The 21,630-nt window shown below is 69.1% G+C and carries 19 protein-coding genes and 1 tRNA gene; 3 read left to right on the forward strand and 17 right to left on the reverse strand.

Features of this window, described 5'->3' with window-relative positions:
• Window positions 1–225: 225 nt before the first annotated feature.
• Complete coding sequence (locus tag RN743_RS05975; protein ID WP_310777524.1) at window positions 226–2,751, forward strand: zinc-dependent metalloprotease; 2,526 nt, start codon at window positions 226–228, stop codon at window positions 2,749–2,751.
• Between the two features lie 391 nt (window positions 2,752–3,142).
• Here RN743_RS05975 and RN743_RS05980 read toward each other — a convergent pair whose 3' ends face one another.
• From RN743_RS05980 to RN743_RS06045, 14 genes are all read right to left on the reverse strand, one after another.
• Window positions 3,143–3,544, reverse strand: coding sequence for a putative toxin-antitoxin system toxin component, PIN family (locus RN743_RS05980; protein WP_310777525.1), 402 nt, complete (start codon window positions 3,542–3,544; stop codon window positions 3,143–3,145).
• Entirely contained in the window at window positions 3,541–3,801 is a 261-nt protein-coding gene (locus tag RN743_RS05985; RefSeq protein WP_310777527.1) for an AbrB/MazE/SpoVT family DNA-binding domain-containing protein, read from the reverse strand. The genes RN743_RS05980 and RN743_RS05985 overlap by 4 nt, the downstream gene beginning before the upstream one ends.
• Before the next feature lie 57 nt (window positions 3,802–3,858).
• On the reverse strand, window positions 3,859–6,939 hold the full coding sequence (locus tag RN743_RS05990) for a TonB-dependent receptor (protein ID WP_310777530.1): 3,081 nt from the start codon (window positions 6,937–6,939) through the stop codon (window positions 3,859–3,861).
• A 58-nt stretch (window positions 6,940–6,997) separates the two neighbouring features.
• Window positions 6,998–7,071 (reverse strand) — tRNA-Ile (locus RN743_RS05995).
• 86 nt (window positions 7,072–7,157) lie between these two features.
• Window positions 7,158–8,219, reverse strand: coding sequence for a selenide, water dikinase SelD (gene selD / locus RN743_RS06000; RefSeq protein ID WP_310777533.1), 1,062 nt, complete (start codon window positions 8,217–8,219; stop codon window positions 7,158–7,160).
• On the reverse strand, window positions 8,216–8,896 hold the full coding sequence (locus RN743_RS06005) for a hypothetical protein (RefSeq protein ID WP_310777536.1): 681 nt from the start codon (window positions 8,894–8,896) through the stop codon (window positions 8,216–8,218). Before RN743_RS06005 ends, selD begins: the two co-directional genes overlap by 4 nt.
• A gap of 22 nt (window positions 8,897–8,918) precedes the next feature.
• Window positions 8,919–9,908 carry a VWA domain-containing protein gene (locus RN743_RS06010; protein ID WP_310777539.1) on the reverse strand — a complete coding sequence of 330 codons (990 nt, stop codon included), beginning with the start codon at window positions 9,906–9,908 and terminating at the stop codon, window positions 8,919–8,921.
• Window positions 9,909–9,910: 2 nt separating this feature from the next.
• A complete protein-coding gene (locus tag RN743_RS06015) occupies window positions 9,911–10,903 on the reverse strand; it encodes a VWA domain-containing protein (protein WP_310777542.1) in 993 nt (330 codons plus the stop codon).
• A complete protein-coding gene (locus RN743_RS06020) occupies window positions 10,900–11,868 on the reverse strand; it encodes a hypothetical protein (protein WP_310777545.1) in 969 nt (322 codons plus the stop codon). Before RN743_RS06020 ends, RN743_RS06015 begins: the two co-directional genes overlap by 4 nt.
• Window positions 11,865–12,797: a DUF58 domain-containing protein gene (locus RN743_RS06025; protein WP_310777547.1), complete on the reverse strand. Its 933-nt coding sequence runs from the start codon at window positions 12,795–12,797 to the stop codon at window positions 11,865–11,867. The genes RN743_RS06020 and RN743_RS06025 overlap by 4 nt, the downstream gene beginning before the upstream one ends.
• Window positions 12,794–13,816 carry a MoxR family ATPase gene (locus RN743_RS06030; RefSeq protein WP_310777550.1) on the reverse strand — a complete coding sequence of 341 codons (1,023 nt, stop codon included), beginning with the start codon at window positions 13,814–13,816 and terminating at the stop codon, window positions 12,794–12,796. The genes RN743_RS06025 and RN743_RS06030 overlap by 4 nt, the downstream gene beginning before the upstream one ends.
• A gap of 49 nt (window positions 13,817–13,865) precedes the next feature.
• A complete protein-coding gene (locus tag RN743_RS06035) occupies window positions 13,866–14,606 on the reverse strand; it encodes a pseudouridine synthase (protein ID WP_310777553.1) in 741 nt (246 codons plus the stop codon).
• 23 nt (window positions 14,607–14,629) lie between these two features.
• Window positions 14,630–15,211 carry an SMC-Scp complex subunit ScpB gene (scpB, locus tag RN743_RS06040; protein ID WP_310777555.1) on the reverse strand — a complete coding sequence of 194 codons (582 nt, stop codon included), beginning with the start codon at window positions 15,209–15,211 and terminating at the stop codon, window positions 14,630–14,632.
• Window positions 15,208–15,984, reverse strand: coding sequence for a segregation/condensation protein A (locus tag RN743_RS06045; RefSeq protein WP_310777558.1), 777 nt, complete (start codon window positions 15,982–15,984; stop codon window positions 15,208–15,210). Before RN743_RS06045 ends, scpB begins: the two co-directional genes overlap by 4 nt.
• Before the next feature lie 273 nt (window positions 15,985–16,257).
• Between RN743_RS06045 and rpsT the strand changes: the two genes are divergently transcribed.
• On the forward strand, window positions 16,258–16,512 hold the full coding sequence (rpsT, locus tag RN743_RS06050; RefSeq protein ID WP_310777561.1) for a 30S ribosomal protein S20: 255 nt from the start codon (window positions 16,258–16,260) through the stop codon (window positions 16,510–16,512).
• A 15-nt stretch (window positions 16,513–16,527) separates the two neighbouring features.
• Here the strand turns inward: rpsT and RN743_RS06055 are convergent, their stop codons facing one another.
• Genes RN743_RS06055 through pyrR form a run of 3 tightly spaced genes read right to left on the reverse strand, consistent with a single transcriptional unit; the run spans window position 16,528 to window position 19,591 of the window.
• Window positions 16,528–17,787, reverse strand: coding sequence for a dihydroorotase (locus RN743_RS06055; RefSeq protein ID WP_343218996.1), 1,260 nt, complete (start codon window positions 17,785–17,787; stop codon window positions 16,528–16,530).
• Between the two features lie 50 nt (window positions 17,788–17,837).
• The gene (locus tag RN743_RS06060) at window positions 17,838–18,812 is read right to left on the reverse strand and encodes an aspartate carbamoyltransferase catalytic subunit (RefSeq protein ID WP_310777567.1); all 975 of its coding nucleotides are present in this window, start codon (window positions 18,810–18,812) and stop codon (window positions 17,838–17,840) included.
• The gene (gene pyrR / locus RN743_RS06065) at window positions 18,809–19,591 is read right to left on the reverse strand and encodes a bifunctional pyr operon transcriptional regulator/uracil phosphoribosyltransferase PyrR (protein WP_310777569.1); all 783 of its coding nucleotides are present in this window, start codon (window positions 19,589–19,591) and stop codon (window positions 18,809–18,811) included. Before pyrR ends, RN743_RS06060 begins: the two co-directional genes overlap by 4 nt.
• Between pyrR and RN743_RS06070 the strand changes: the two genes are divergently transcribed.
• The gene (locus RN743_RS06070) at window positions 19,495–21,456 is read left to right on the forward strand and encodes a Na+/H+ antiporter NhaC family protein (RefSeq protein WP_310777572.1); all 1,962 of its coding nucleotides are present in this window, start codon (window positions 19,495–19,497) and stop codon (window positions 21,454–21,456) included. The two genes, pyrR and RN743_RS06070, sit on opposite strands and share 97 nt — an antisense overlap.
• The last annotated feature ends 174 nt before the right edge of the window (window positions 21,457–21,630 follow it).

Genomic DNA, 21,630 nt, shown 5'->3' on the forward strand with positions numbered 1-21,630 from the left:
TTCACTGCGGCGAACGTCGACGAAACAGGGCGTAACTGCCGGAACGTTAGGCGTTTCAAGGCGGATCCGTCAATGCAACGGGCGACCGGATCGACCGCCCCGGCCGGACCGCCGAGATTGGCCCGCCATTCCGCCCCCGCTTACGTTGAGCGCCCGGGTCGAAAGCCAGCGCTGGGACACCACGCTCGGCCCGTCCACTCCATCCCTGAACCGGAAGCCGACAGCATGTTCCAGATCGCGCGCAGCACACGCCCTCTCGCCCTCGTCCTTTCGCTCTCGCTCCTCATCGTGGCCACGGGCTGCATCCGGCCGTTTGCCCGGCCCGCGCCCGGCCCGTCCGCCGCGAGCGGAGGGGGACCCGGCCCCCGCAGCGGCGGCGGTGGTGACGAAGACGGGCCCGAACCCTATGCCGAAGTCGTCACGGAGGAGGCGGTCACGGACTCGGGGATGGTCCACGTCCACCGGGTGGACGACAAATGGCTGTTCGAGATTCCGGAAGCGATTCTGGGACGCGAGATCCTGCTCGTGAGCCGCCTGGCATCGGTCCCCGAAGGGATGGGCTACGGCGGCCAGAAGGCGAATACGCAGGTTCTTCGCTGGGAGAGGAACGGGCCGGACAACGAGCGGATATTCCTCCGCGTCGTGCGACACACGAACGTGGCGGACGAGGCCCTTCCGGTGTCACGGGCCGTGCGGGGCGCGAACTTCGAGCCCATCCTGCGAGCCTTCGACATCGAGGCGCTGAACGACGACTCGACAAGCGTCGTCATCGACGCCACGCCGCTGTTCGAGTCCGACACCCCGATGTTCGGGCTGAGCCAGTTCCGACGCGACGCGTACCGGGTGCGCTCGCTGGACTCGAACCGCACCTACGTCGACTGGATCAAGAGCTTCCCCCGCAACGTCGAGGTACGGCACGTCCTCACCTACAACGCGCAGACGCCTCCGTCGAACGCGAGCACGAACTCGATTTCGATGGAGATGAACCAGTCGATGGTCCTGCTCCCGGACGAACCGATGCAGCCGCGGCTGCACGATGAGCGTGTCGGGTACTTCAACGTGAACCAGGTGGACTACGGCCTAAGCGATCAGAAGGTCGTCACGCGCACCTACATCACGCGCTGGCGGCTCGAGCCGAGCGACACCGCGGCTTTCCGGCGCGGCGAACTCGTCGACCCGGTCAAACCCATCATCTACTACCTCGACCCGGCGACGCCGGAGAAGTGGCGGCCCTACCTGATTCAGGGCATCGAGGACTGGCAGGAGGCGTTCGAGGCGGCGGGGTTCAGCAACGCGATCCAGGGGCGCATGCCCCCCTCCTTCGAGGAGGACCCGGAGTTCAGCCCGGAGGACGTGCGCTACTCCGTGATCCGCTGGCTCCCGTCACAGGTTCAGAACGCCTCCGGGCCGCACGTCCACGACCCGCGCACGGGTGAGATCCTCGAGAGCGACATCCAGTGGTATCACAACGTCGCCAACCTGCTACGGAACTGGTATCTGATTCAGACCGGGGCCGTGAATCCGGCGGCGCGCCGCGCCCTCTTCGAAGACGAGGTCATGGGCCAACTGATTCGCTTCGTCGCCGCGCACGAGGTCGGCCACACGATCGGGCTCCCGCACAACATGAAGTCGAGTTCCGGCTTTTCGGTGGACTCGCTGCGGGCGCCGGGATTCGTGTGCCGCAACGGGGTCGCTCCGTCGATCATGGACTATGCGCGCTTCAACTACGTCGCGCAGCCCGAGGATGAGGGCGCGTGCACGGATCCGCGGGTCGGTCCGTACGACCTCTTTTCGGTCAACTGGGGCTACCGGCCGATCCTGGACGAGGACGCGGACGGGGAGCGCGCCACGCTCGACGCCTGGATTCGCGAGGTGGAGGACGATCCGGTCTACCATTTCGGCGACGGTACCCCGATCGATCCGACGTCCCAGACGGAGGCGATCGGCTCCGACGCGATGGAGGCGAGCGACCTCGGCATCGAGAACCTGAAGCGGATCCTGCCCAACCTGATCGAGTGGAGCAGCGACGGCCGCGAGGGCGAGAACTACGAAGAGCTGGCGGAACTCTACAACAACCTCATCGGCCAGTGGAGCCGCTACATGGGCCACGTCGCGACCGTGGTCGGCGGGGTGACGCGCACGCGGAAGCGCATCGGGCAGGAGGGCCCGGTGTACGAGTTCGTGGACGAAGCCACGCAGCGGCGGGCCATGGACTTCTTCGAGCGACAGGCCTTCGACCCGCCCACGTGGATGGTCGACGAGGACATCCTTTCGAAGATCGAGAACCCGTCCACCGTGGACCGCTTGCGGGGCATCCAGGTTCGGGTCGTTAACCTGATCCTCGACCCCGGCCGCATGCAGCGGCTGATCGAGGCGGAAGCGCGTAACGGGGACGATCACTACAGCCTGGGCGAGATGTTCGAGGACCTGCGCGCCTCGATCTGGGGAGAGCTGGACACCGGCGCCCGGATCGGGGTCTATCGGCGGAACCTCCAACGCGGGCACCTGGAGCGGCTCGAGTACCTGATGACGCAGGAACTCTCGCTCCCCGCCTTCTTCTTCGGCGGCCTATCGGACTTCTTCACCTCGGTGGACGTGTCGCAGTCGGACATCCGGGCCTTCGTGCGGGGCGAACTCCACGGGCTACAGGATGCGATCGAGCGCACGCTGCGGCGCCGGCTCGACCGCACGACGGAACTGCACCTGCGCGATGCCCTCGCCAGGATCGACGACATCCTCGACCCCGCCTGAGCCACGGGAGGCGCGCGACCGGGCCGGGAGTCGAGGGAAACGCGTCGGCGATAACGGGTCGAAAAAAACACAGAGTGCCGGGGAAGCACCCCGGCACTCTGTGCGTGGTTCGCGCCCTCGCGCTGCGCGGACGCGGCTACTTCATGCCGCCGACCGCCACACGGTGCGGCTTCGCCTCCGGCGACTTCGGCAGCTCGACCGTGAGCACACCCGCGTCGAGGTGCGCCGCGACGTCCTCGCCGCGGATCGAGGCGGGAAGCGCAATCGGCGTGCCCGGACGACGCGCCGCCGGGGTCGGGATTCTCTGCCTTCGGTGCAGGGCGCGGGAGGGAGAACTGCCGTTTCGACGAGCGGAACTCCGTCCGGGCCCGCCAAATCGGCAGACCTCCGCCTATGCGAGGAAGTCTATCAACGCTCGGGGTGGAACAACCACGACGGTCCGGTACGGAGAGACATCCAACAGGTCTCGATCGCCACTCACGACGTACTTGGCTGCCGCGGGCATGGCGCATGCGATGAACTTGTCGCCATCCGCATCGCGACAGATCGGTTCAGCCAGGGGCGGCGCCTCCACGAGCGTCGCAGAAGTACCGAGCAGGTCGAGTGCGGGCGTCAGGTCGACACCCGGAAATCGGGAAGACAGCCGCTGGCCGACGCGTACGTACTCCTCGATGATCTCCCGGGAAACGACGACGTCGACGCGACCGTCTCGCCACGCTTCGAGGATGCTGCCGGGATGGCCGCCGAAGAACACGCCGGACACGAATACGTTCGTGTCCAGAACGATCCTCACGCCGAACGCACGGCCTCGATCGCCGCGACGATGTCCGAGCCCCGGAGCCCCACGCGGCGCGCGTCTTCCCGAGCCCGCGCAACGATGCCATCGAACTCACGCATTGAAGGTGGGTCCACCACCTTGAGTACTACGGTGCCATCTTCCCCGAGGACGACGAACTCGGTCCCCGTCTCCAGTCCGAGACGTCGTCGGATCGGCTCCGGAATGACGACCTGCCCCTTCGAGGACAGTTTCGTGGTAGCTATGCGGTCCATGCCGCAATCCTACCAGTAAGACGACATCCCGTCAACGCGCCGGCGATGCCGGCGAGGCTAGAAGCGGACGCGGACGCCGAGCTGGGCGCGGCGGGTGTCTCCCAGGCCGCTGCGGATCGTGCCGTCGAAGTTGAACAGGAGCCCCGTCTGCGCGGTGTCGAGGAAGTTGTCGGCGCCCGTCAGGTTGAAGACCTCCAGGATCGGCTCGACGGTGCGCCCGTCCCCGATGTCGAAGGCCTTCGAGAGTCGCAGATCCCAGGTGAAGAAGTCGTTCTCCCGCCGAAGCGTGTTGCGCCTGAGGACGGAACCATCGGCGCACACGCGGTCCGCCGGCGCGCCCGCGCGCTCGCCCGCCGGCGCGGCGAGAGGATTCGCCTCGGTCGGGCCGCAGCTCGCCGACACCGGCGACGCGGACAGATACCGGAAGACGTGGTTGAGGACGACGCCGCGCCCGAGGTCGAAGAGCATGAAGCCGGTCAGCTGGTGCCGCCGGTCTCGGATCGACCAGTTGTACTCGGGCTCGAAATCGGTTGCGGTCGCATAAAAGAAGTTGAACGGATCACGTTCGTTATCGTCGTCCGACCGGTCGAAGCCCAGCGTGTAGTTCGCCTCGAAATTCAGCCTCCCGCGGAGCGCGCCGTCCCCGCGTAGTCCGAGCGAGACGGCGTTGTAGCGGGAGCGCGCGCTGCTCTCGGTCACGGTGACCGTCCCCAGCCCGCTGGCCCCCTCCGCGAAGGGCGCCCCGAGTTCCGCCGCGTTGCGGTCCACGAAGCGGAACAGGTTGTCCGTGCGGGCGTGCTGCAGCGAAAGCTCCACCGCGGTGCTGCCGCTCAGCGCGTGCTCCACGGCGACGTTGAACGACCACGTCCGGGGCAGTTCGAGGTTGCGGTCCGCGATGTTCACGCCGGGCTGGAAGGGCGGCGTGCCCGGCGGCGGCGGCGTCAGAAACTCTCCGATCTGCGGCGGCGGCGGCAGGAACGTCGCGTCGCTGGCGGCGAACTGCGTGCCCTGGAACGCGCCGTTCGTCGTGCGGTGCTGCGCGAACACCAGCATCGGGATGCGCGAGAAGTAGGACCCCGCGTTCAGGCGGACCAGCGTGCGCCCGTCGTCCCGGGGATCCCAGGCGAGCCCGAAGCGCGGCTGGAAGTTGTCGAGGTCATCCGGAATCGTCCCGTCCGACGGGAAGCCGGCGGTCCCGATCCACGGTCCGTAAAAGGTGTCCCCGGGCTCGATGAACATCCCCGGGTGCCACGACCCTTCCCAGCGCACGCCGAGGTTCAGGGTCAGGTTGTCGCGCGGGCGCCAGGTGTCCTGGATGTAGAGGCCGAGTTCGTGCATCGAGAAGTCCTGCAGTCCGAGCTGCCCGGCCGGAGTGTCCCCCAGCGTGAGGGCCTGCAGGTAGAGAAGTACGGGGCCGGTGATCGCGGTCCCCGGCGGGCAGACGCCCTCCGCACTGTCGGAACCGTCGGAGCAGGTGACGTACCGGTTCCCCTGCGTTACGAAGTTCATGAATCCGTCGACGGAGGAGAACTTGTAGAGGCCGTTCGCGAAGCCGATGAACTGCTGGCCGACGCCCGTCCGGTTGTACTCCGCGCCCACCTTGAACAGGTGGTCTCCCGCCAGGAAGGAGAGGTTGTCGACGAGCTGGATCCGGGTGTCGTAGCCGGGGTCGATGGGGAGGAAAAAGGGCATCCCGATGCGGAACCCGTCCGCGAAGTCCATCGCGATGTCCGGGAACGGACGGCCGCCGATCGCCGCGAAGGCCGGCTGCGGCGGGGGGGCGGAGCCCGGAATCAGCGGGCCGTCGTATCCCCGCGGCCGATCCTCGCGTGCGTACTGGACGCGGAACTCGTTGGACACGGTGTTGGAGAGCTGCGACCGGAGGCTCGCGTTGATCGCGTGGGAGAAGTCCTCCTCGAGGCCGTTGGCGCTGAGCCCCCAGGAGTCCACGTCGAACGTCCCGTTCACCTGCTGGGACCAGGTGTAGTTGTACTTGAAGGACGCCTGGTGACGGTCGCTGAGGTTGAAGTCGAGCTTCGCCACGAGCGCCCGGTTGTCGTCGGTGCGGCGGATCGGACCGAACTCGTCGTCGAACCGGCCGGGCCATTGCGCCTGAAGGAAGTTCTCCAGCTTATCGAGTTCGGAGGCGTTCACGACGTTGCGCGTGAACTGCTTCGTCTCGCTCGCCTCCTGCTGGTCGTAGGCGACGAAGAAAAACGCCCGGTCGCGCACGATCGGGCCGCCGAAGGTGAAGCCGAACTGGCCGCGCCCGAACTCGGGCTTCCCGCCTCCGCGCTCGCTCGAGTATGCGGTGGAGATGGCATCCCACTGGCCGAAGTAGTGCGCCGAGCCCGCGAACTCGTTCGTGCCCGACTTCGTGATGACGTTCACGAAGCCGCCCGCGGAGCGCCCGAACTCCGCCGACGCCCCCTGGCTCACGACGACGATTTCCTCGATGGCGTCCTGGTTGAAGGTGAAGGCCGGGCGCTGCCCGCCGCGCTGTTCGCCGAAGAAGGGGTTGTTGAAGTCGGCTCCGTCCACGGAAACGTTGTTGAAGATCCCCCGCTGTCCCCCGATGTTGAGGACTTCGCCGTCCGGACCCTGCGACACGGACACGCCCGGAGTGAGGAGCGTGTAGTCGAGGAAGTTGCGGCCGTTGTTGGGCAGGTTGTCGACGACCTCTTCGGCAAGCCGATGGGAACTCGACGGGTCCCCGGTGTCGACGAGGGGCGTCCGGTCCGCCGTCACCGTGATCTCGGACACCGCGACGGGCTGGAATTCGAGCACGAGATCGAGGACCTCTCCTACGCGGAGGACGAGCCCTTCGGTGCGCTCGTCGCCGAACTGCCCCAGCGCCCGGGCGGTGACGTCGTAGACGCCCAGCGGAAGGAGCGTGCGCACGAACGCCCCGTTCGAGCCCGTCACGACCGTCGTCGCGAAGCCGGTGGCGCGATGCTCGATGATCACGGCGGCGCCGGCCACGGGCGCTCCCACCGGGTCGCGGACGACCCCCCGGATGACGCCGGTCGTCGCCTGGGCCTGCGCGGCCGCGCCCGACGTGGCGGCGCAGCACAGCGCGAGCACGGCGAACAGGAGGGTGGACCCGCGTCGGGAGACCGGAACCCGGCATGGCCGCATGGACGACTCCTTACTCTCGATGGTGGATCCAGGCATGGAGACTCGGGGGTTCTGAGGATGGGCCCGGCAGGATTCGAACCTGCGACCTTGGGATTATGAGTCCCCTGCTCTAACCGGCTGAGCTACGGGCCCGGACGGAGCGTGAAACGTACACGCCGCGGCGGTCCGCTCCAACGCCGCGAAGGCGGCTGCGGGACCACCACGCTGCCGCGGCGCGGTCACGGCGCGACCTCGACTCCGACCGCCGGACCGTCCCGCGCGGTGACTTCTCCGATCACCGCGGCCGCATAGCCCGCCGCGGCGAGCGCCGACGACGCGGACGACGCCTCGTTCGCGGGGACGGCCGCCAGCAGTCCGCCGGAGGTCTGAGGGTCGAGCAGAACGGTCCGCAGGTCGTCGGGGACGGCGTCATCCCACCGCACCTGCGATGCGTAGGCGTCCCGGTTCCGGGTCGTACCGCCCGGCACGCACCCCTCTCCGGCGAGACGCAGCGCTCCGGGAAGGAGCTTCGGCGCCGAAGCCCGGATCCGGGCGCTCGCGTCCGAGGCACCGCACATCTCGAGCAGGTGGCCGAGAAGCCCGAAGCCGGTGACGTCGGTTGCCGCATGAACGTCGAAGCCGGAAAGGACGGCCGCCGCCTCGCGGTTGAGTTGCCGCATGGAATCGACGGCGACGAGCAGGTCGGCCGGATCCGTCACGCCACGCTTGAGCCCGGTCGTGACGACGCCCGTTCCGAGCGCCTTGCCGAGCACGAGCGCATCTCCCGGCCGCGCTCCGCCCTTTCTCCACAGGCGGTCCGGATCGCCGAGTCCGATCGCCACCAGGCCGAACTTCGGCTCCGCGTCGTCGATCGAGTGTCCCCCAGCCACCGCGATGCCGGCCTCGCGGCACACTTCGCCCGCGCCGCGGAGGATCGCGCCGACGGTCTCATCGGAGAGGGTCCCGGCGGGAACCGCCAGGATGTTGAGCGCGAAGATGGGGCGGGCCCGCATCGCGTACAGATCTCCGAGCGCGTTCGCGGCCGCGATGGCCCCGAAGTCCGCCGCATCGTCGACGAGCGGGGTGAAGAAGTCCAGGCTCGCGACGATGGCTTCCCCATCGTCGAGCAGATACACGGCGGCGTCGTCCGGGCCCTCGAGTCCGACGAGGAGCCGGTCGTCCGGAACGTGCGGAACGTGCTGCAGGATACGGCCCAGATCCTCCGGACCGAGCTTGCACGCTCAGCCGGCTCCATGCGAATATTGGGTCAGGCGGGCCGCTTCGGCCGACGGCGAGTTCACCAGTTCCGCTCCACGACGGGATCCTGGAATCGGTTGCGGCCCATCACGCGGTCGCGGATCGCGGCCTCCGCGTCGCCCGCCTGTTCGAGGAGCGCCGCCGCCTGCTCGGGCGACAGCATCTCCAGCTCGCCGGAGCCCGCGGCCGCCGCGGCCCCGGCGCCGGCCCCCTGCGGAGACTGCCCCTGCCCGCCCTGCTGCTCGTCGCCGCCGCTCTCCCCTTCCTCTTCGAGCCAGCGTTCGACGAGTTCGAGGTTCCAGCGCGCGTCCTCATCGTCCGCGCGGCGGCGGAGAACCTCGCGAAAGGCCTCGCGCGCCGCCTGCAGGGCGGCCCGCCGCGCGGACGGGTCACTCTGGGCGAACCGGCCGTCGAGGGCCGTGCTGAGTCCGAGGTTGTAGAAGGCGCTCTCGCGTACTTCTTGCCGCTCGCTGCCGATCGAGAGTTCCAGGGGGGCCTGTGCCTCGCCCACCTGCCCGTCCTGGAGGAGAGCCGTCCCGTAGTTGTAGTGATCGACCGGCCGGTCGGAGGAGGCGGCTCGTTCCCTGTAGCGCGCGACGGCCTCGGATTCGGACGCCTGGGGGTCGGCGGACCCGGCCTGACCCGCCGCCCCCGCCGACGCATCCTGTGGCTCCCCCCCGGCAAACGCCGCGAGCGAGGCGGCCGCGGCCGCCAGCCCCAAGATCGCGCACCTCCGCGTCGACTCAACCACGTGGCAACAGGAACCCTTCTCCCCAGAGGCTGACGAAGGCGAGCAGAAGCAACGCCGCTACGGCCACGTCGTCGGTCGATGTCAGGGGTTCCCGGTCACCCTCCGCCAGTTCCCGCTCGATCGCGTCGGTACCGTCCGAACCGTCAACGTAGCGCCCGCCCGTGCCGAGAGACATCTGCCGCAGCGACGCGGCGTTCAACCGCGTGATGACGGGACTGCCGTCCGGTCCCTGAAGCACCGAAGCCCCGCCCCGCCGCCGCGCGGCCATCGTCGGGTCCAGCGATGCCTCCCGCGTCAGGGGAATCTGTCCTCCGAGTTCGGTTCCGATCCCCACCGAGTGAATGACGATCCCCTGATCCCGGGCCCTCCCGATCGCCTCCCCCAAGGGGGCACCGGCGGTTTCCTCGCCATCGGACAAGACGACGATCGACTTGCGCGCGCTCTCCTCGCCGCCGGCGAGGAGGTCGATCGCCTGGGTGAGGCCGGAAGCGAGCGAGGATCCGCCCAGCCCCACCGCGGCGGGCCGCACCCCCTCCGCCAGCATCTCGATCGCGCTCATGTCCGTCGTCAGCGGCGAGAGCACATACGCGCGGCCCGCGAAGTAGACGACGCCCATCCGACCCTGCGTGCGCGTCGCGAGGCGGGCGGCCAACTGCCGCTGCACCTCCAGCCGGCTCGGCTCGACGTCGCCCGCCAGCATCGAGTTCGACGCGTCAAGCACGAGGATCGTTTCCGCCCCCCCTTCATCGAGACGCCGGGCCTCCGTCCCACCGGAACCGGAGGCGAGCGCGATGGCGGCGACGCCCGCGCCGAGCAGCGCCAGGCGAACGGGCGGGAGGGCGTGCGCCGGCAGCCGCACGTAGCGCTCGAGCAGCGAGGTCTCGGCAAGTTTCTCGCGATCCGCCCCCGACCGGCGCGACGCAAGCAGCCTGAGCCCTACGGCCACGGCTCCGAGCAGGAGGGCGATCGGGAGCGGGGCCACGGTCAGACCCAGACCCGGCGGGAACGCGTCGCCGCCACGAGGAGTTCGAGAAGGACGAGCGCGAGCGCCGCGATGAGAAGTTCCCGCCGCATCCCGACCCTCTCCTCCGTCCGCACTTCCTTGATCGGAGTGGTCTCGAGTTCGTTGATCCGCTCGTAGATCCGCGTGAGTCCCTCCGGGTCGGTGGCGCGAAAATAGAGCCCCCCCGTGCGGGTCGCCATGCGGTCGAGGAGTTCGTCGTTCACGTGGACGCGGATATTGGCGTACTGATACCCGAAGGCGGTCCGGGCCACAGGCACGGGGGCGACCCCGTCGCGGCCGACGCCGATGGTGTAGACGCGGATGCCGAGGGAGGCGGCCGCGGCCGTCGCCTCCTCCGGCGAGATGCCGCCGCTGTTGTTGTCTCCGTCGGTGAGCAGGACGACGATACGGGATTCCGGTTCCAGATCGCGGAGCCGGTTCGCCGCCGTGGCCAGCGCGACGCCGATGGCCGTCCCATCCCTGAGCTGTCCGGCCTCGAGCCGCTCCACGGCACTCTCCACCACGGCGTGGTCCAGGGTCCCGGGGACCATCGTGAGGGCCTCCCCGGCGAAAGCGACGAGGCCGATCCAGTCCGACTCCCGTCCCTCCACGAAGCGGATGACCTCCCGCTTCGCGACCTCGATGCGGTTATCGGGCCGGAAGTCCTCCGCCAGCATCGAACTCGAGATGTCGACCGCCAGCATGATCGCCACGCCCTCGCGCTCCGACTCCACGCGCTCCCATACACGCACGGGGTTGACGAGGGTGATGATGACGAGCGCGAGAGCGAGAGAGCGAAGGGCGGCCGGGAGCCACCACCAGAACCGCCCGCGACCGCGGCCCCGGGAACCGGCGAGACGGGCGATGTCCGGATACGGGAGACGGATCCTGCCGGAACCCATCAGGGCCCAACCGAGCGGCAGCAGGACGAGCAGCAGGAGGAACGGCCAGCCGGGAAGCGCGAACTCACTCACGCGGCGCCTCCATTCTTCCTCGCGACGGCCCCATCGGCGTCATCCCGGGCGGCGTCATCCGGCACGGCGCCCGGCTCGGCCGACTCGGCGGCCGGCGGCGACTCGGCCATGTCGGCGCGCACGAACGCCTCACCGATGTCCACGTCGCCGAGCGGACCCTCCCACTCCGTCCGCATGCGCGCGAAGCGGGCCAGGATCGAGTGGCGCAGAGCGGCGACGAGCCCCGCATCGGAGTCGCCGAGCCCCAGGAGTTCCCTCGACGGCGCCCACCCGCGCGTCACGTTCGCGTAGCGCCGAAGCGTCTCCTCGTAGCCGTCGTAGAACCGATCACCGGTCACCTGCTGCCGGACCCATCCCTCGCGGAGGCGCGCGAGGTCGCGAAGCGCGAGATCGCCCGGGCCGAGGGGGACATCGGCGGCGGTCGCGGCGGTGCGGCCGCGGCGCCAGGTCCACCAGGCGAGTCCGGCGAGCGCCCCGGCGAGGACGACCAGCCACCAGGGCGGGGCCCGCAGGCTGAGCAGGGGCCGGGCATCCCTCAGCTCGAGGGGATCATCCGCCGCCGGCAACACGCTCACTACGGGGACCGCGGGCGGCTGCAGCCGACGGACGACGCCGCCCGCGGCCGCGAGTTCCACCTCCACCGGCGGGATGACGAGCGTGTCGGCGCGCCAGGCGCGAATCGTGTACTCCGCTTCCCATCGCCGACCCTCGTCGACGGACCGGATCTGCACCGGCCCCGTCTGCTCGATCGACTCCGGCCCGTCGATGAGCGCGGGAAAGCGAACCTCTCCGGTTCTGTCCTGTCCAACGACGAGGCGGACCGTGAACTCTTCGCCGACCCGCACGGACTCCGGTAGCACCGTCGCCTCGAGGTCGACCGCCGACTGGGAGGCCAGCCCCGGGGCGCACCCCAGGGTCAACGTCAGGCCGAGCGCCGCCCGGACCGTCCGCCGGGACCTCCTCACCGGAGCCTCCGCCGGCTGCGGGCGGCGAAGAAGCCGGAGAGCCGGGACTCGTACGGGGTGTCGGTACGCAGCCGCATGAGGTCGACGTGGCAGTGCGCACACAGGCGCTCCAGCGCCCGCGCTCCCGTCGTCGAGTGCTCCATGAGCCGCTGCCGAACCGCCGCATCTCCGAGGTCGACCACGGCGCGATCCCCCGTTTCGGGGTCCACGACTTCGACCCAGCCCGATGCCGGGATCGTCGTTTCCGCAGGGTCATCGACCGCGAGCGCCACCACGTCGTGGCGGCCCGAGAGCCCCAACAGCGGGCGGGCCAGGTCCCCGGCGCCCACGAAGTCCGAAATCACGAACACGAGGGAGCGGACGGTGAGCATGCGCGCCGCCGTCGCGAGCGCGAGATCGAGATCCGTCCCCTTCCCCTCGGGCCGGACGGACACCAGTTCATGCAGGAGGCGCAGGTTGCGGTTGCGGCCCCGCGCCGGCCGCACGTAACGCTCGATGCGGTCGCTGACGAGGAGCATGCCCACCGGATCTCCGGCGCGCATCGCCGCGAGCGCGAGCGTGCTCGCCACCTCCGCGACGAGGTCGCGCTTCAGCGATCGCCGCGTACCGAACTCGTTCGAGGCGGAGACATCGACGACGAGGAGGACGGCAAGCTCCCGTTCCTCCACGAAGCGCTTCACGTACGGGCGCCGCATGCGGGCGGTCACCTTCCAGTCGATCGCCTGGAACGGGTCGCCCGGCTGATATTCGCGGACCTCGGAGAACTCGATGCCGTGTCCGCGGAAAAGCGACGGGTAGGGCCCCAGAGCCGGGTTGTCCATGAACCGCCGGCTCTTCAACTCCAGCCGCCGAACCTCTTTGGACGCGGCGGAGGAGTCGGCCGTCGGCGCCGGCCGTCGCGGGCGCCACAGGAAGTCGGGCAGCCTCACGGCACCGGCACGGTCTCCAGGAGATGGTCGAGGATGTGATCGGCATCGATCTGTTCCGCCTGCGCCTGGAAGGTCAGGACGAGCCGATGCCGAAGAACATCGCGGGCGATCGCCTTCACATCCTCCGGAACGACGAAGGCCCGGCCCTCGATGAAGGCATGGGCGCGTGCCGCTCTCGCGAGGAATATCGTGGCGCGCGGCGAGGCCCCGAACTCGATCCAGTCCACGAACTGCGCCAGGCCGTGGGCCGCGGGCTCACGCGTCGCGAGCACGAGCTGGAGGATGTAGTCCTCGAGCCGGCGGTCCACATAGATCGCCGGAAGCATGGCGCGCGCGGCGAGGATACGATCCGGTTCCACGACGGCCTCGACGGGGGGCGGATCCTCTCCCGCCATGAGCCGCATGATGGATCTCTCTTCCTCGGGCGCTGGGTAGCCGACGCGGGTCTTGAACATGAACCGGTCCACCTGCGCCTCGGGAAGCGGATAGGTGCCCTCGTGCTCGATGGGATTCTGCGTGGCCATGACGAGGAACGGCACGGGGAGCGGATGCGTCTCCTCTCCGATCGTCACCTGGCGTTCCTGCATCGCCTCCAGCAGGGCGGACTGGACCTTGGCGGGCGCGCGGTTGATCTCATCGGCAAGGACGATGTTCGCAAAGATCGGCCCCCGCTTCGGAGTGAAGGTGCCCGTCTTCTCCTCCCACACGAGCGTCCCCACGACATCGGCGGGCAGCAGATCCGGCGTGAACTGGATACGCCGGAACGTGGTGTGGATCGCCTCGGCAAGCGTGCTGACGGTGAGCGTCTTCGCGAGTCCCGGCACACCTTCCAGCAGAATATGGCCGCCCGTGACGAGGCTCATCAGAACGCGGTCGAGGAGGGCATGCTGTCCGACGATCCGTTTCGCCAGTTCGTTTCGGACCTCGGCCACGAAGGCCCCCGCCTCCCGGATCGCGGCCTCCTGGGTCTCGAGATCCTCACCCGAGATCCGTTGGGCCGTCCCGGCTTCTCCGTTCATGCGTTCTCTCGCTATCGCGGTGATGTTCGGTCTGCCAGCAGCCCGATGTTCACTCCGTAACCGCCCGGGAGCAAGCGGGACCCGCCGCCCGGCGGAGTGCCGCCCGCTCTTTCGGAGACAACTCGCGGGTCGTCCCCGCTGCGAGGGCGCCCAGTCGAATCGGCCCGAACGAGGTTCTGCGAAGCCGCCGCAACGTGACGCCGAGTGAGGCCAGCATACGCCGGATTTCCCGGTTCCTTCCCTCGGTCAGGACGATCTCGACGGTGGGGGACGACGTATGCGGGGGCGTGATCCAGCCCGATCGGCGGGCTCGCGCGGATCCGTCTTCGAGCGCCACACCGGCCCGCAACCGGTCCGGAAGTTCCGCCGGCACGGGGCCGCGGAGTTTCGCATGATATACCCGCTCGATGCCGGTCCGAGGGTGGAGGAGCCGATGTGCGACGTCCCCTTCATTCGACAGGAGAAGGAGGCCCTCGCTCATGAAGTCGAGACGGCCGACGTGGGGGAGGTGGCGGGTGGCGGCGGGGAGCAGGTCGTAGATGATCGGTCGCCGGCCGGGATCGTGCCGAGTGCACGCATATCCCGGCGGCTTGTGGAGTGCCAGCCAGAGCACGGGCTTCAAGTGGATGCGGCGGCGGTCCACCTCGACCCGGTCGGCGTTCGGATCCACCTTGGTGCCGAGCTTCGTCACGACCTCGCCGTTCAGGCGCACGCGGCCGCTGGCGATGAGTTCTTCGCTCCCGCGCCGGGAAGCGACGCCGGCCCCGGCAAGGTATTTCTGCAGTCGCATGAGCCGTCCGCCTGGCGTAGTGGCTAGTTCTCGGCGGGCCCTTCCCGCGGCGACGCATCGCCGGCGGACACCTCCGGTTCGCTGCGCACGAGCGCGACGGAGAGGTCCTCCGGCGCGGGGAGATCGTCCAGCGACTGCAGGGCGAAGTGATCCAGAAAGCGAGGCGTCGTCCCGTAGAGGAGCGGTCGCCCGAGTCCTTCTCCCCGCCCCACGACCTCGATCAGTTCCCAGTCCTGGAGCGTTCGCAGCACCGAAGTGGTCGCCACGCCCCGGATCTCTTCGACCTCGATGCGTCCGATCGGCTGCCGGTACGCGATGATCGCCAGCGTCTCGAGGGCGGCGCGGGAAAGCGTCGGCGGACGGGGCACCGAGTCGAACCGCTCGAGATACGGCACGAATTCCGGACGTGTGAGGATCTGGAACCCGTCTCCGAGCTGGTAGACCTGGAACGCGCGTCCGTCCGTGTCGTAGTGCTCGCGCAGCGCGGCGAGCGCTTCGCGGACGCGCCGCACGTCGAGCGCGTCGTCGGCCCGGGCCAGTTCGCGGGCGGTGAGCGGCGTCTGGCTCGCGAACAACGCGGCTTCCACGATCTGCTCCGGGCTCACGCGGCCCCCTCTCCCCCGCGGTCTCTCGAGCGGCGCCCCAACAGCCAGATCGCACCGAACCGCTTCACCTGCTCCAGCCTCACGAGCTGTTGCCTGGCGAGTTCCAGGCAGGCGAGCAGCGCGGCGACGACGTGCGGCCGCTCCTGCCACGAGTCGAACAGTCGATTGAACGGCACCCGCCGGTGCTCGCCCAGCAAACGCCGGATGACGACGATCTTGTCCTCGACCGGGACGATGCGGATGGGGGCGACATGCGTCGTGACGGGATCCGGGCCCCGGATATCGCCGAGGACCGCAAGGAAATCGTCGAGCGTCGTCGAGAGCGCCTGGCCGTCGGTCTCACGCGGAGGTCGCGGTGGCAGGAAGCCCTTCGACATGTGGCGCCGACGTTCGAGTTCCGCCGCGCCCAGCGTCCGCGCGATCTCCTGAAACAGCTCGTACTCCAGCAGACGCCGTACGAGTTCGGCCCGCGGATCATCTTCCCACTCCGCGTCGCTGCGCCCCGGCAGCAGCAGTTGCGCCTTGATGTGGACGAGGGTTGAGGCCAGTTCCAGAAATTCCCCGGCGCGGTCGAGCTCCAGGCGATCGATGCCGTCGGTGAGGGCCTCCTGGAACTGCCGGGTGATGGTGGAGATCGGGATGTCGAAGATGTCGATGTCCTGCGACCGAATGAGGTGCAGGAGCAGATCCAGAGGCCCCCGAAAGCGGTCGAGCTCGACGAGGAACGGCTGCGCCGTCCGCTGGCTCGGAAGTCGGTTGGGAACGGCCGTCACGACACCTCCCCGCACGCTCGGGCCGACGGCAACCGGAAATCGCCGGCCAGTCGGCGCGTAATCTAGTGCGGTGTCCCGGAAATACCACGTGCGTCACCGCGGCGAGTACCCAACGCAAGCGTGCCGCCCAACGTGCCGGGTTGGAGGTATCCGCCAAGTCTGGTATGTTCCTCCGCTGATTTTCCGGACGGATGGGAGGGTCCGCCTGCGGCCCGCAGCCACCGCCGCACGTTTGAAGACGCTTGAAGCAGAAAAAGAAGGAATCGGAATCGAATGCCGAATAACGAGAGTCAGAAGAAGCGGCTGCGCCAGTCGCGCGCGAGGAGGCTCCGGAACCGCCGGGTGCGGTCCGAGATCCGCACTCGGACCAAGCATCTTCTCGCAACGGAATCGCCGGAGGAGGCAACGCCGGCGCTGTCCGAGCTGTACCGCGTTCTCGACCGCGCGACCCGCCGCAACGTCATCAAGCCGAACGCCGCGGCTCGTCAGAAGGCGCGAGCGGCACGGCACGTCAACGGCCTGAGCTAGCAGCTAGCAGCCCCGCTAAGCCTTGGCGACCGAGTCCCCGTAGCGGATCTCGCCGCCGACGATCGTGCACTTCACGCGTCCCGTCACCTCCCACCCGCTGAACGGTGTGTTCCGGCTCTTCGAGCGGAAGTTGGCGGGGTCGACCGTCCACGCCTCCTCCGGATCGAAGAGGACGAGGTCCGCGCGACTGCCAGGACGCAGCGTGCCGCCCTCGATCCCCATCAGCCGGGCCGGCGCCGTCGACATCCGCTCGATGAGGTCGAAGAGCGGGAGGTCCCCCGGCGTCACGAGTTCGCCGATGCACACGGCGAGCGCGGTCTCGAGACCGACGATGCCGAAAGGCGCATCGTCGAACTCGCGCTCCTTCTCCTCGTAATGGTGCGGCGCATGGTCCGTCGCCACGCACTCCAGCACGCCGTCGATGAGCCCCCGCCGCACCGCCAGGCGATCCGCCTCGGACCGGAGCGGCGGATTCATCTTGGCTTCGGTGCGGTAGCCGCGCACCGCCTCTTCCGTCAGCGCCATGTGGTGAGGCGAAGCCTCGCCGCTCACGCGCACTCCGCGCTCGCGCGCCAGGCGAATGAGTTCGACCGCTTCGCGGGTTGAGACGTGCTGGACGTGTACGTGCCCGCCGGTGAGTTCCGCGAGGTAGATGTCCCGCGCCACGACCGTGGCCTCCGAAGCGTTCGGGATCCCGCGCAGGCCGAGCGCGGTCGCCACGGCGCCTTCGTTCATGACCCCTCCGGCGGAGAGCGCCATGTCTTCGGCATGCTGAAGGACGGGGATCCCGAAGGACTGCGTGTACTCGAGCAGGCGCCGCATGAGCGCCGGATCGTGGATCGGGTGTCCGTCGTCCGTGACCGCGACCGCGCCCGCCTCGACCAAGCCGCCGATCTCGGTCATCTGCCTGCCGGCGAGGCCGAGCGAGGCGGCGGCCACGGGACTCACGCGCGCTCCGCCCTCCCCCTTCCGGGCCCAGCGCCGCGCCTCTTCCCGCACGAAGCCGACCGCGGCGGGGTCGTCGAGCGGCGGATCCGTGTTCGGCATCGCCCAGATCGTCGTGAAGCCGCCCGCCGCCGCGGACCGGGCGCCCGTGCGGATCGTCTCCTTGTGCTCGGCTCCCGGTTCCCTCAGGTGCACGTGCACATCGATCAACCCGGGAGCGACGACGAGTCCCTGCGCCTCGATGCGGGGGATGCCCTCCGGCCCCGCGACGCCCCGCGAGACGGTTTCGATCCGCCCGTCCCGCACGAGAACATCCCGCACCTCATCCATCCCCGCGGAGGGATCGATCACCCGGCCTCCGGCGAGGAGGAGCGACCCGCTCACGGTCCCCCCACCTTGGCGTCTTCGGCCAGCTCCGGGCGCCCGCCGGCGAGCAGGTAGAGGACGGCCATCCGCACGGCGACCCCGTTCGTCACCTGCGGGAGGATCACCGAGCGCGGCCCGTCCGCCACGTCGGAGTCGATCTCGACGCCCCGATTCATGGGCCCCGGGTGGAGGACGATCACCTCATCGCCGGCGCGGCCCAGACGCTCGGAACTGACGCCGAACACGCGGTTGTATTCGCGCAGCGAGGGGACGTAGCCGCCCTCCATCCGCTCCAGCTGAAGCCGCAGTACGTAGAGCACGTCGCACCACTCGATCGCCTCCTCGATCGAGTCGAGCCGCTGCACGCCCAGCTCCTCGATCCCGGCCGGGATCAGGGTGCGCGGCCCGCACACCGCGACCTCGGCTCCGCACTTCAGGAGGCCCCAGATGTTCGAGCGCGCGACGCGCGAGTGGAGGATGTCGCCGACGATGCAGACGCGCCGGCCCGCGATGGCCCCGAACCGGTCCCGGATCGTCAGCAGGTCGAGGAGGGCCTGCGTGGGGTGCTCGTGCTGGCCGTCGCCGGCGTTGATGACGTTGGAGGGAATCCGGTCCGCGAGGAACTTCGCCGCTCCCGACGATCCGTGGCGCACGACGACCATGTGAATCTTCATCGCCTCGAGGTTGCGCGCCGTGTCGACGAGCGTCTCGCCCTTCTGCACGGAGGAGCCCGCGGAGGAGATGTTCACCGTATCGGCCGAGAGCCGCTTTTCCGCGAACTCGAAGCTGATGCGGGTCCGGGTCGAGGGTTCGAGAAAGAGGTTGACGATCGTCTGTCCGCGGAGGACCGGCACCTTCTTGATCTTCCGCTCGCTGATCTCTTTGAAGGGTTCCGCGGTATCGAGAATCGCCTCGATCTGCCCCCCCGTGAGAGATTCGAGGCCGATGAGGTCCTTCCCGAGCCCGAGGTCCCGGCCCTGGGCCGTCATGTCCCCGCCTCGGGGGCGGCGGGCAGGGCGACGATGTCGATACCCCAATCGCCGTCCGTATCCGCGACGCGCACCGCCACGTCCTGGTTGGGTCCGACTTCGATCACGCGGCCCACGTAGTCGGGCTGGATCGGGAGCTGGCGTCCCCCGCGATCCACGAGGACGCAGAGCTGGATCCGGCGGGCGCGTCCGAAGTCCGACAGCTCCTGGAGCGCGGCCCGGATCGTTCGTCCCGTGTGGAGCACATCGTCCACGATGACGATGTGCGCGCCTTCGATGGACTCCGGGATGCGGGTGGTCCCAACCGTGGGGAGCGCGCCGACCTGCCCGAAATCATCTCGATAGAGCGTGATGTCGAGCGAACCGATGGGGATGGAGCCGCGCGTCGGCTCAAGGTGATGGCCGATCTCGGCCGCGATCGAATCGCCGCGGCGGTGGATGCCGATGAGGATGAGGCGGGCGTCGGGCTCGATCGCCCGGTCAAGCTGCGCGGAAAGCTCGGCAAGGAGCCCTCGGGCAGCGGCCTCGTCGAGGACGTTGTGCGTCAGTGTCGTCTCGGCTCCGCTCGATCCGTGGCGGGCGGCTCGGCGTGAGCAGCCCGTGGCTGCTTGGGCGGCCCCGGTCGGGCGGGAGTATAGCGACCCGCGTTGACCCTCGCGAGACGGCCCCGGTAGGTTCGGGCATGCGCATGCGATCCGACGTCTTCCGGCGCGCCGGACGGTGGCTTCTGCTGCCGGCGGTCGTCCTGCCCGGGTCCCTTCCCGGCAAAGCCTTCGCACAGGACGGCCCCTTGCTCGCGGTGGAAGGGCCCGCCGTCGTCCTCACCGACGTTCCCTTCTCTCTCACGCTTTATGCGGAGGACGGGGAGAACGCCCGCTATCGCGTGATATCCGCCGCGGGACGCGAACTCGCCGCCGGCGCCCTGCCCATCCGGTCCGAGACCTCGGTCAACGGGCTGCGGGTCGCGGCCGGGGACCTCCCGTTGTCCGTGGAGATGGACTCGGATCAGGGACGGGTGACCGCAAGTGTGGATCCGCCGCGGTTTCCGGGCTGGATCAGCCTGCTGCCGCCGATCATCGCAATTGCCCTCGCGCTCATCTTCCGCCACGTCGTCGTATCGCTCTTCTTCGGCATCTGGCTGGGCGGGTTCTTCATCGCCGGCCTCGACCCGCTGGCGGGGCTCGGGCGGACGGTGGACACGTTCATCGTGCCCTCGCTCGCCGACACCGACAACGCGTCGATCCTGATGTTCTCCGCGCTGTTGAGCGGCATGGTAGGGGTGATGTCGCGCTCCGGGGGCACGCGCGGGATCGTCGAAGCTCTTCGGCCGCTGGCCACCACGCCGCGCCGCGCGCAGCTCGCCACCTTCTTCGCAGGCGTCGGCATCTTCTTCGACGACTACGCGAACACCCTCATCGTCGGAAACACCTTCCGCCCCATCACGGACAAGCTGAAGGTGTCGCGCGAGAAGCTGGCCTACCTCGTGGATTCGACGGCCGCCCCCGTCGCCACGATCGCCTTCGTTTCGACCTGGGTCGGCTTCGAGATCTCGCTGATCCGCGACGGACTTCGCATCGCCGCCGAGCAGACCGCGGACCCCGCGCTGGCCGGGGCGCTCGCCTCCACCAGCCCGTTCACCGTGTTCCTGAGCAGCATTCCGTACCTCTTCTATCCCATCCTCGCCCTGTTCATGGTGGCCGCGGTCACCGTCTGGCAGCGGGACTTCGGCCCCATGCACGGCGCGGAGGTGAGGGCGCGCACCGGCGGCGGCGTCTTCCGGCCCGGATCCCAACTCATGGTTAACTCCGAGGAGACGGGACTCGACGCTGCGGAGGGGGTGCCCCTGCGCTGGTACAATGCGGCGATCCCCGTGTTGACGGTGGTCGCGACGGTCCTGCTGGGGCTGTACTTCGACGGCCGCGGCGCCGTGGGGCCGGCCTCGCTATGGGACACGTTCGGCGCGGCGGATCCATTCAAGGCGATCCTGTGGGGTTCGCTCGCCGGCTGCCTGGTCGCGATCGGACTGGCCACGACGCAACGCATCCTGTCGCTGAGTCAGGCGCTCGATGGCTGGCTGACCGGCATCCGGGCGATGACGATGGGGTTCGTGATCCTCACCCTGGCGTGGTCGCTCGGCGAGGTGACGAGTCAGCTCGCGACGGCCCAGTACCTGACCCAGATCCTCGAAGGCAGCCTGGCGCCGGAACTCGTCCCGGTCCTCACCTTCCTGACGGCCGCAGTCGTCAGCTTCTGCACCGGCACGTCGTGGGCCACGATGACCATCCTGCTTCCGCTCGTGGTCCCGCTCATCGTCGCCCTCGGCGGCGCAACCGGCTTCGAGGCCGGAGGCGGCGAGCTGCTCGTGAGTTCGATCAGCTCGGTCCTCGCCGGTTCCGTCTTCGGCGACCACTGCTCGCCCATCTCCGACACGACGGTGCTCAGTTCGATGGCGTCGGCGTGCGACCACATGGACCACGTGCGAACGCAGCTCCCCTACGCGCTCGTCGTGGCGGTGGCTGCGATGCTCTTCGGCCACGTGGGAACGTCGTACGGACTGTCGCCCTGGATCGCCCACCTGCTCGGCGTCTGCGTGGTCATCGTCGTGCTGCGCTTCGTGGGGAGGCCCGTGCCCGCGGGAAGGTGAGCGCGCCGCCGTCGTCCGTCTCCGGGGCATCTCCCGGACCGCGCGTAGTTTTCGTGACACGGAAGTGAGAATCGATTATCATTACGCCTTGGCGTTCACGCTCTGCTCTCTTCGTTCCCGGCGTTGACTCGGTATCATGAAAACCCCTTTTGCAACTGTCCCGCCCAGCGGGTA

The organism is Candidatus Palauibacter scopulicola, assembly GCF_947581915.1.
Lineage (GTDB): Bacteria > Gemmatimonadota > Gemmatimonadetes > Palauibacterales > Palauibacteraceae > Palauibacter > Palauibacter scopulicola.

Bases quoted from the DNA above. Each gene is read 5' to 3' on its own strand.
- RN743_RS06035 (WP_310777553.1), bottom strand. From the start codon at position 14,606: ATGCGACTGCAGAAATACCTTGCCGGGGCCGGCGTCGCTTCCCGGCGC.
- RN743_RS05985 (WP_310777527.1), bottom strand. From the start codon at position 3,801: ATGGACCGCATAGCTACCACGAAACTGTCCTCGAAGGGGCAGGTCGTC.
- RN743_RS06055 (WP_343218996.1), bottom strand. From the start codon at position 17,787: ATGGATGAGGTGCGGGATGTTCTCGTGCGGGACGGGCGGATCGAAACC.
- RN743_RS05975 (WP_310777524.1), top strand. From the start codon at position 226: ATGTTCCAGATCGCGCGCAGCACACGCCCTCTCGCCCTCGTCCTTTCG.
- RN743_RS06060 (WP_310777567.1), bottom strand. From the start codon at position 18,812: ATGACGGCCCAGGGCCGGGACCTCGGGCTCGGGAAGGACCTCATCGGC.
- rpsT (WP_310777561.1), top strand. From the start codon at position 16,258: ATGCCGAATAACGAGAGTCAGAAGAAGCGGCTGCGCCAGTCGCGCGCG.
- RN743_RS06030 (WP_310777550.1), bottom strand. From the start codon at position 13,816: ATGAACGGAGAAGCCGGGACGGCCCAACGGATCTCGGGTGAGGATCTC.
- RN743_RS06070 (WP_310777572.1), top strand. From the start codon at position 19,495: ATGCGCATGCGATCCGACGTCTTCCGGCGCGCCGGACGGTGGCTTCTG.
- RN743_RS05990 (WP_310777530.1), bottom strand. From the start codon at position 6,939: ATGCGGCCATGCCGGGTTCCGGTCTCCCGACGCGGGTCCACCCTCCTG.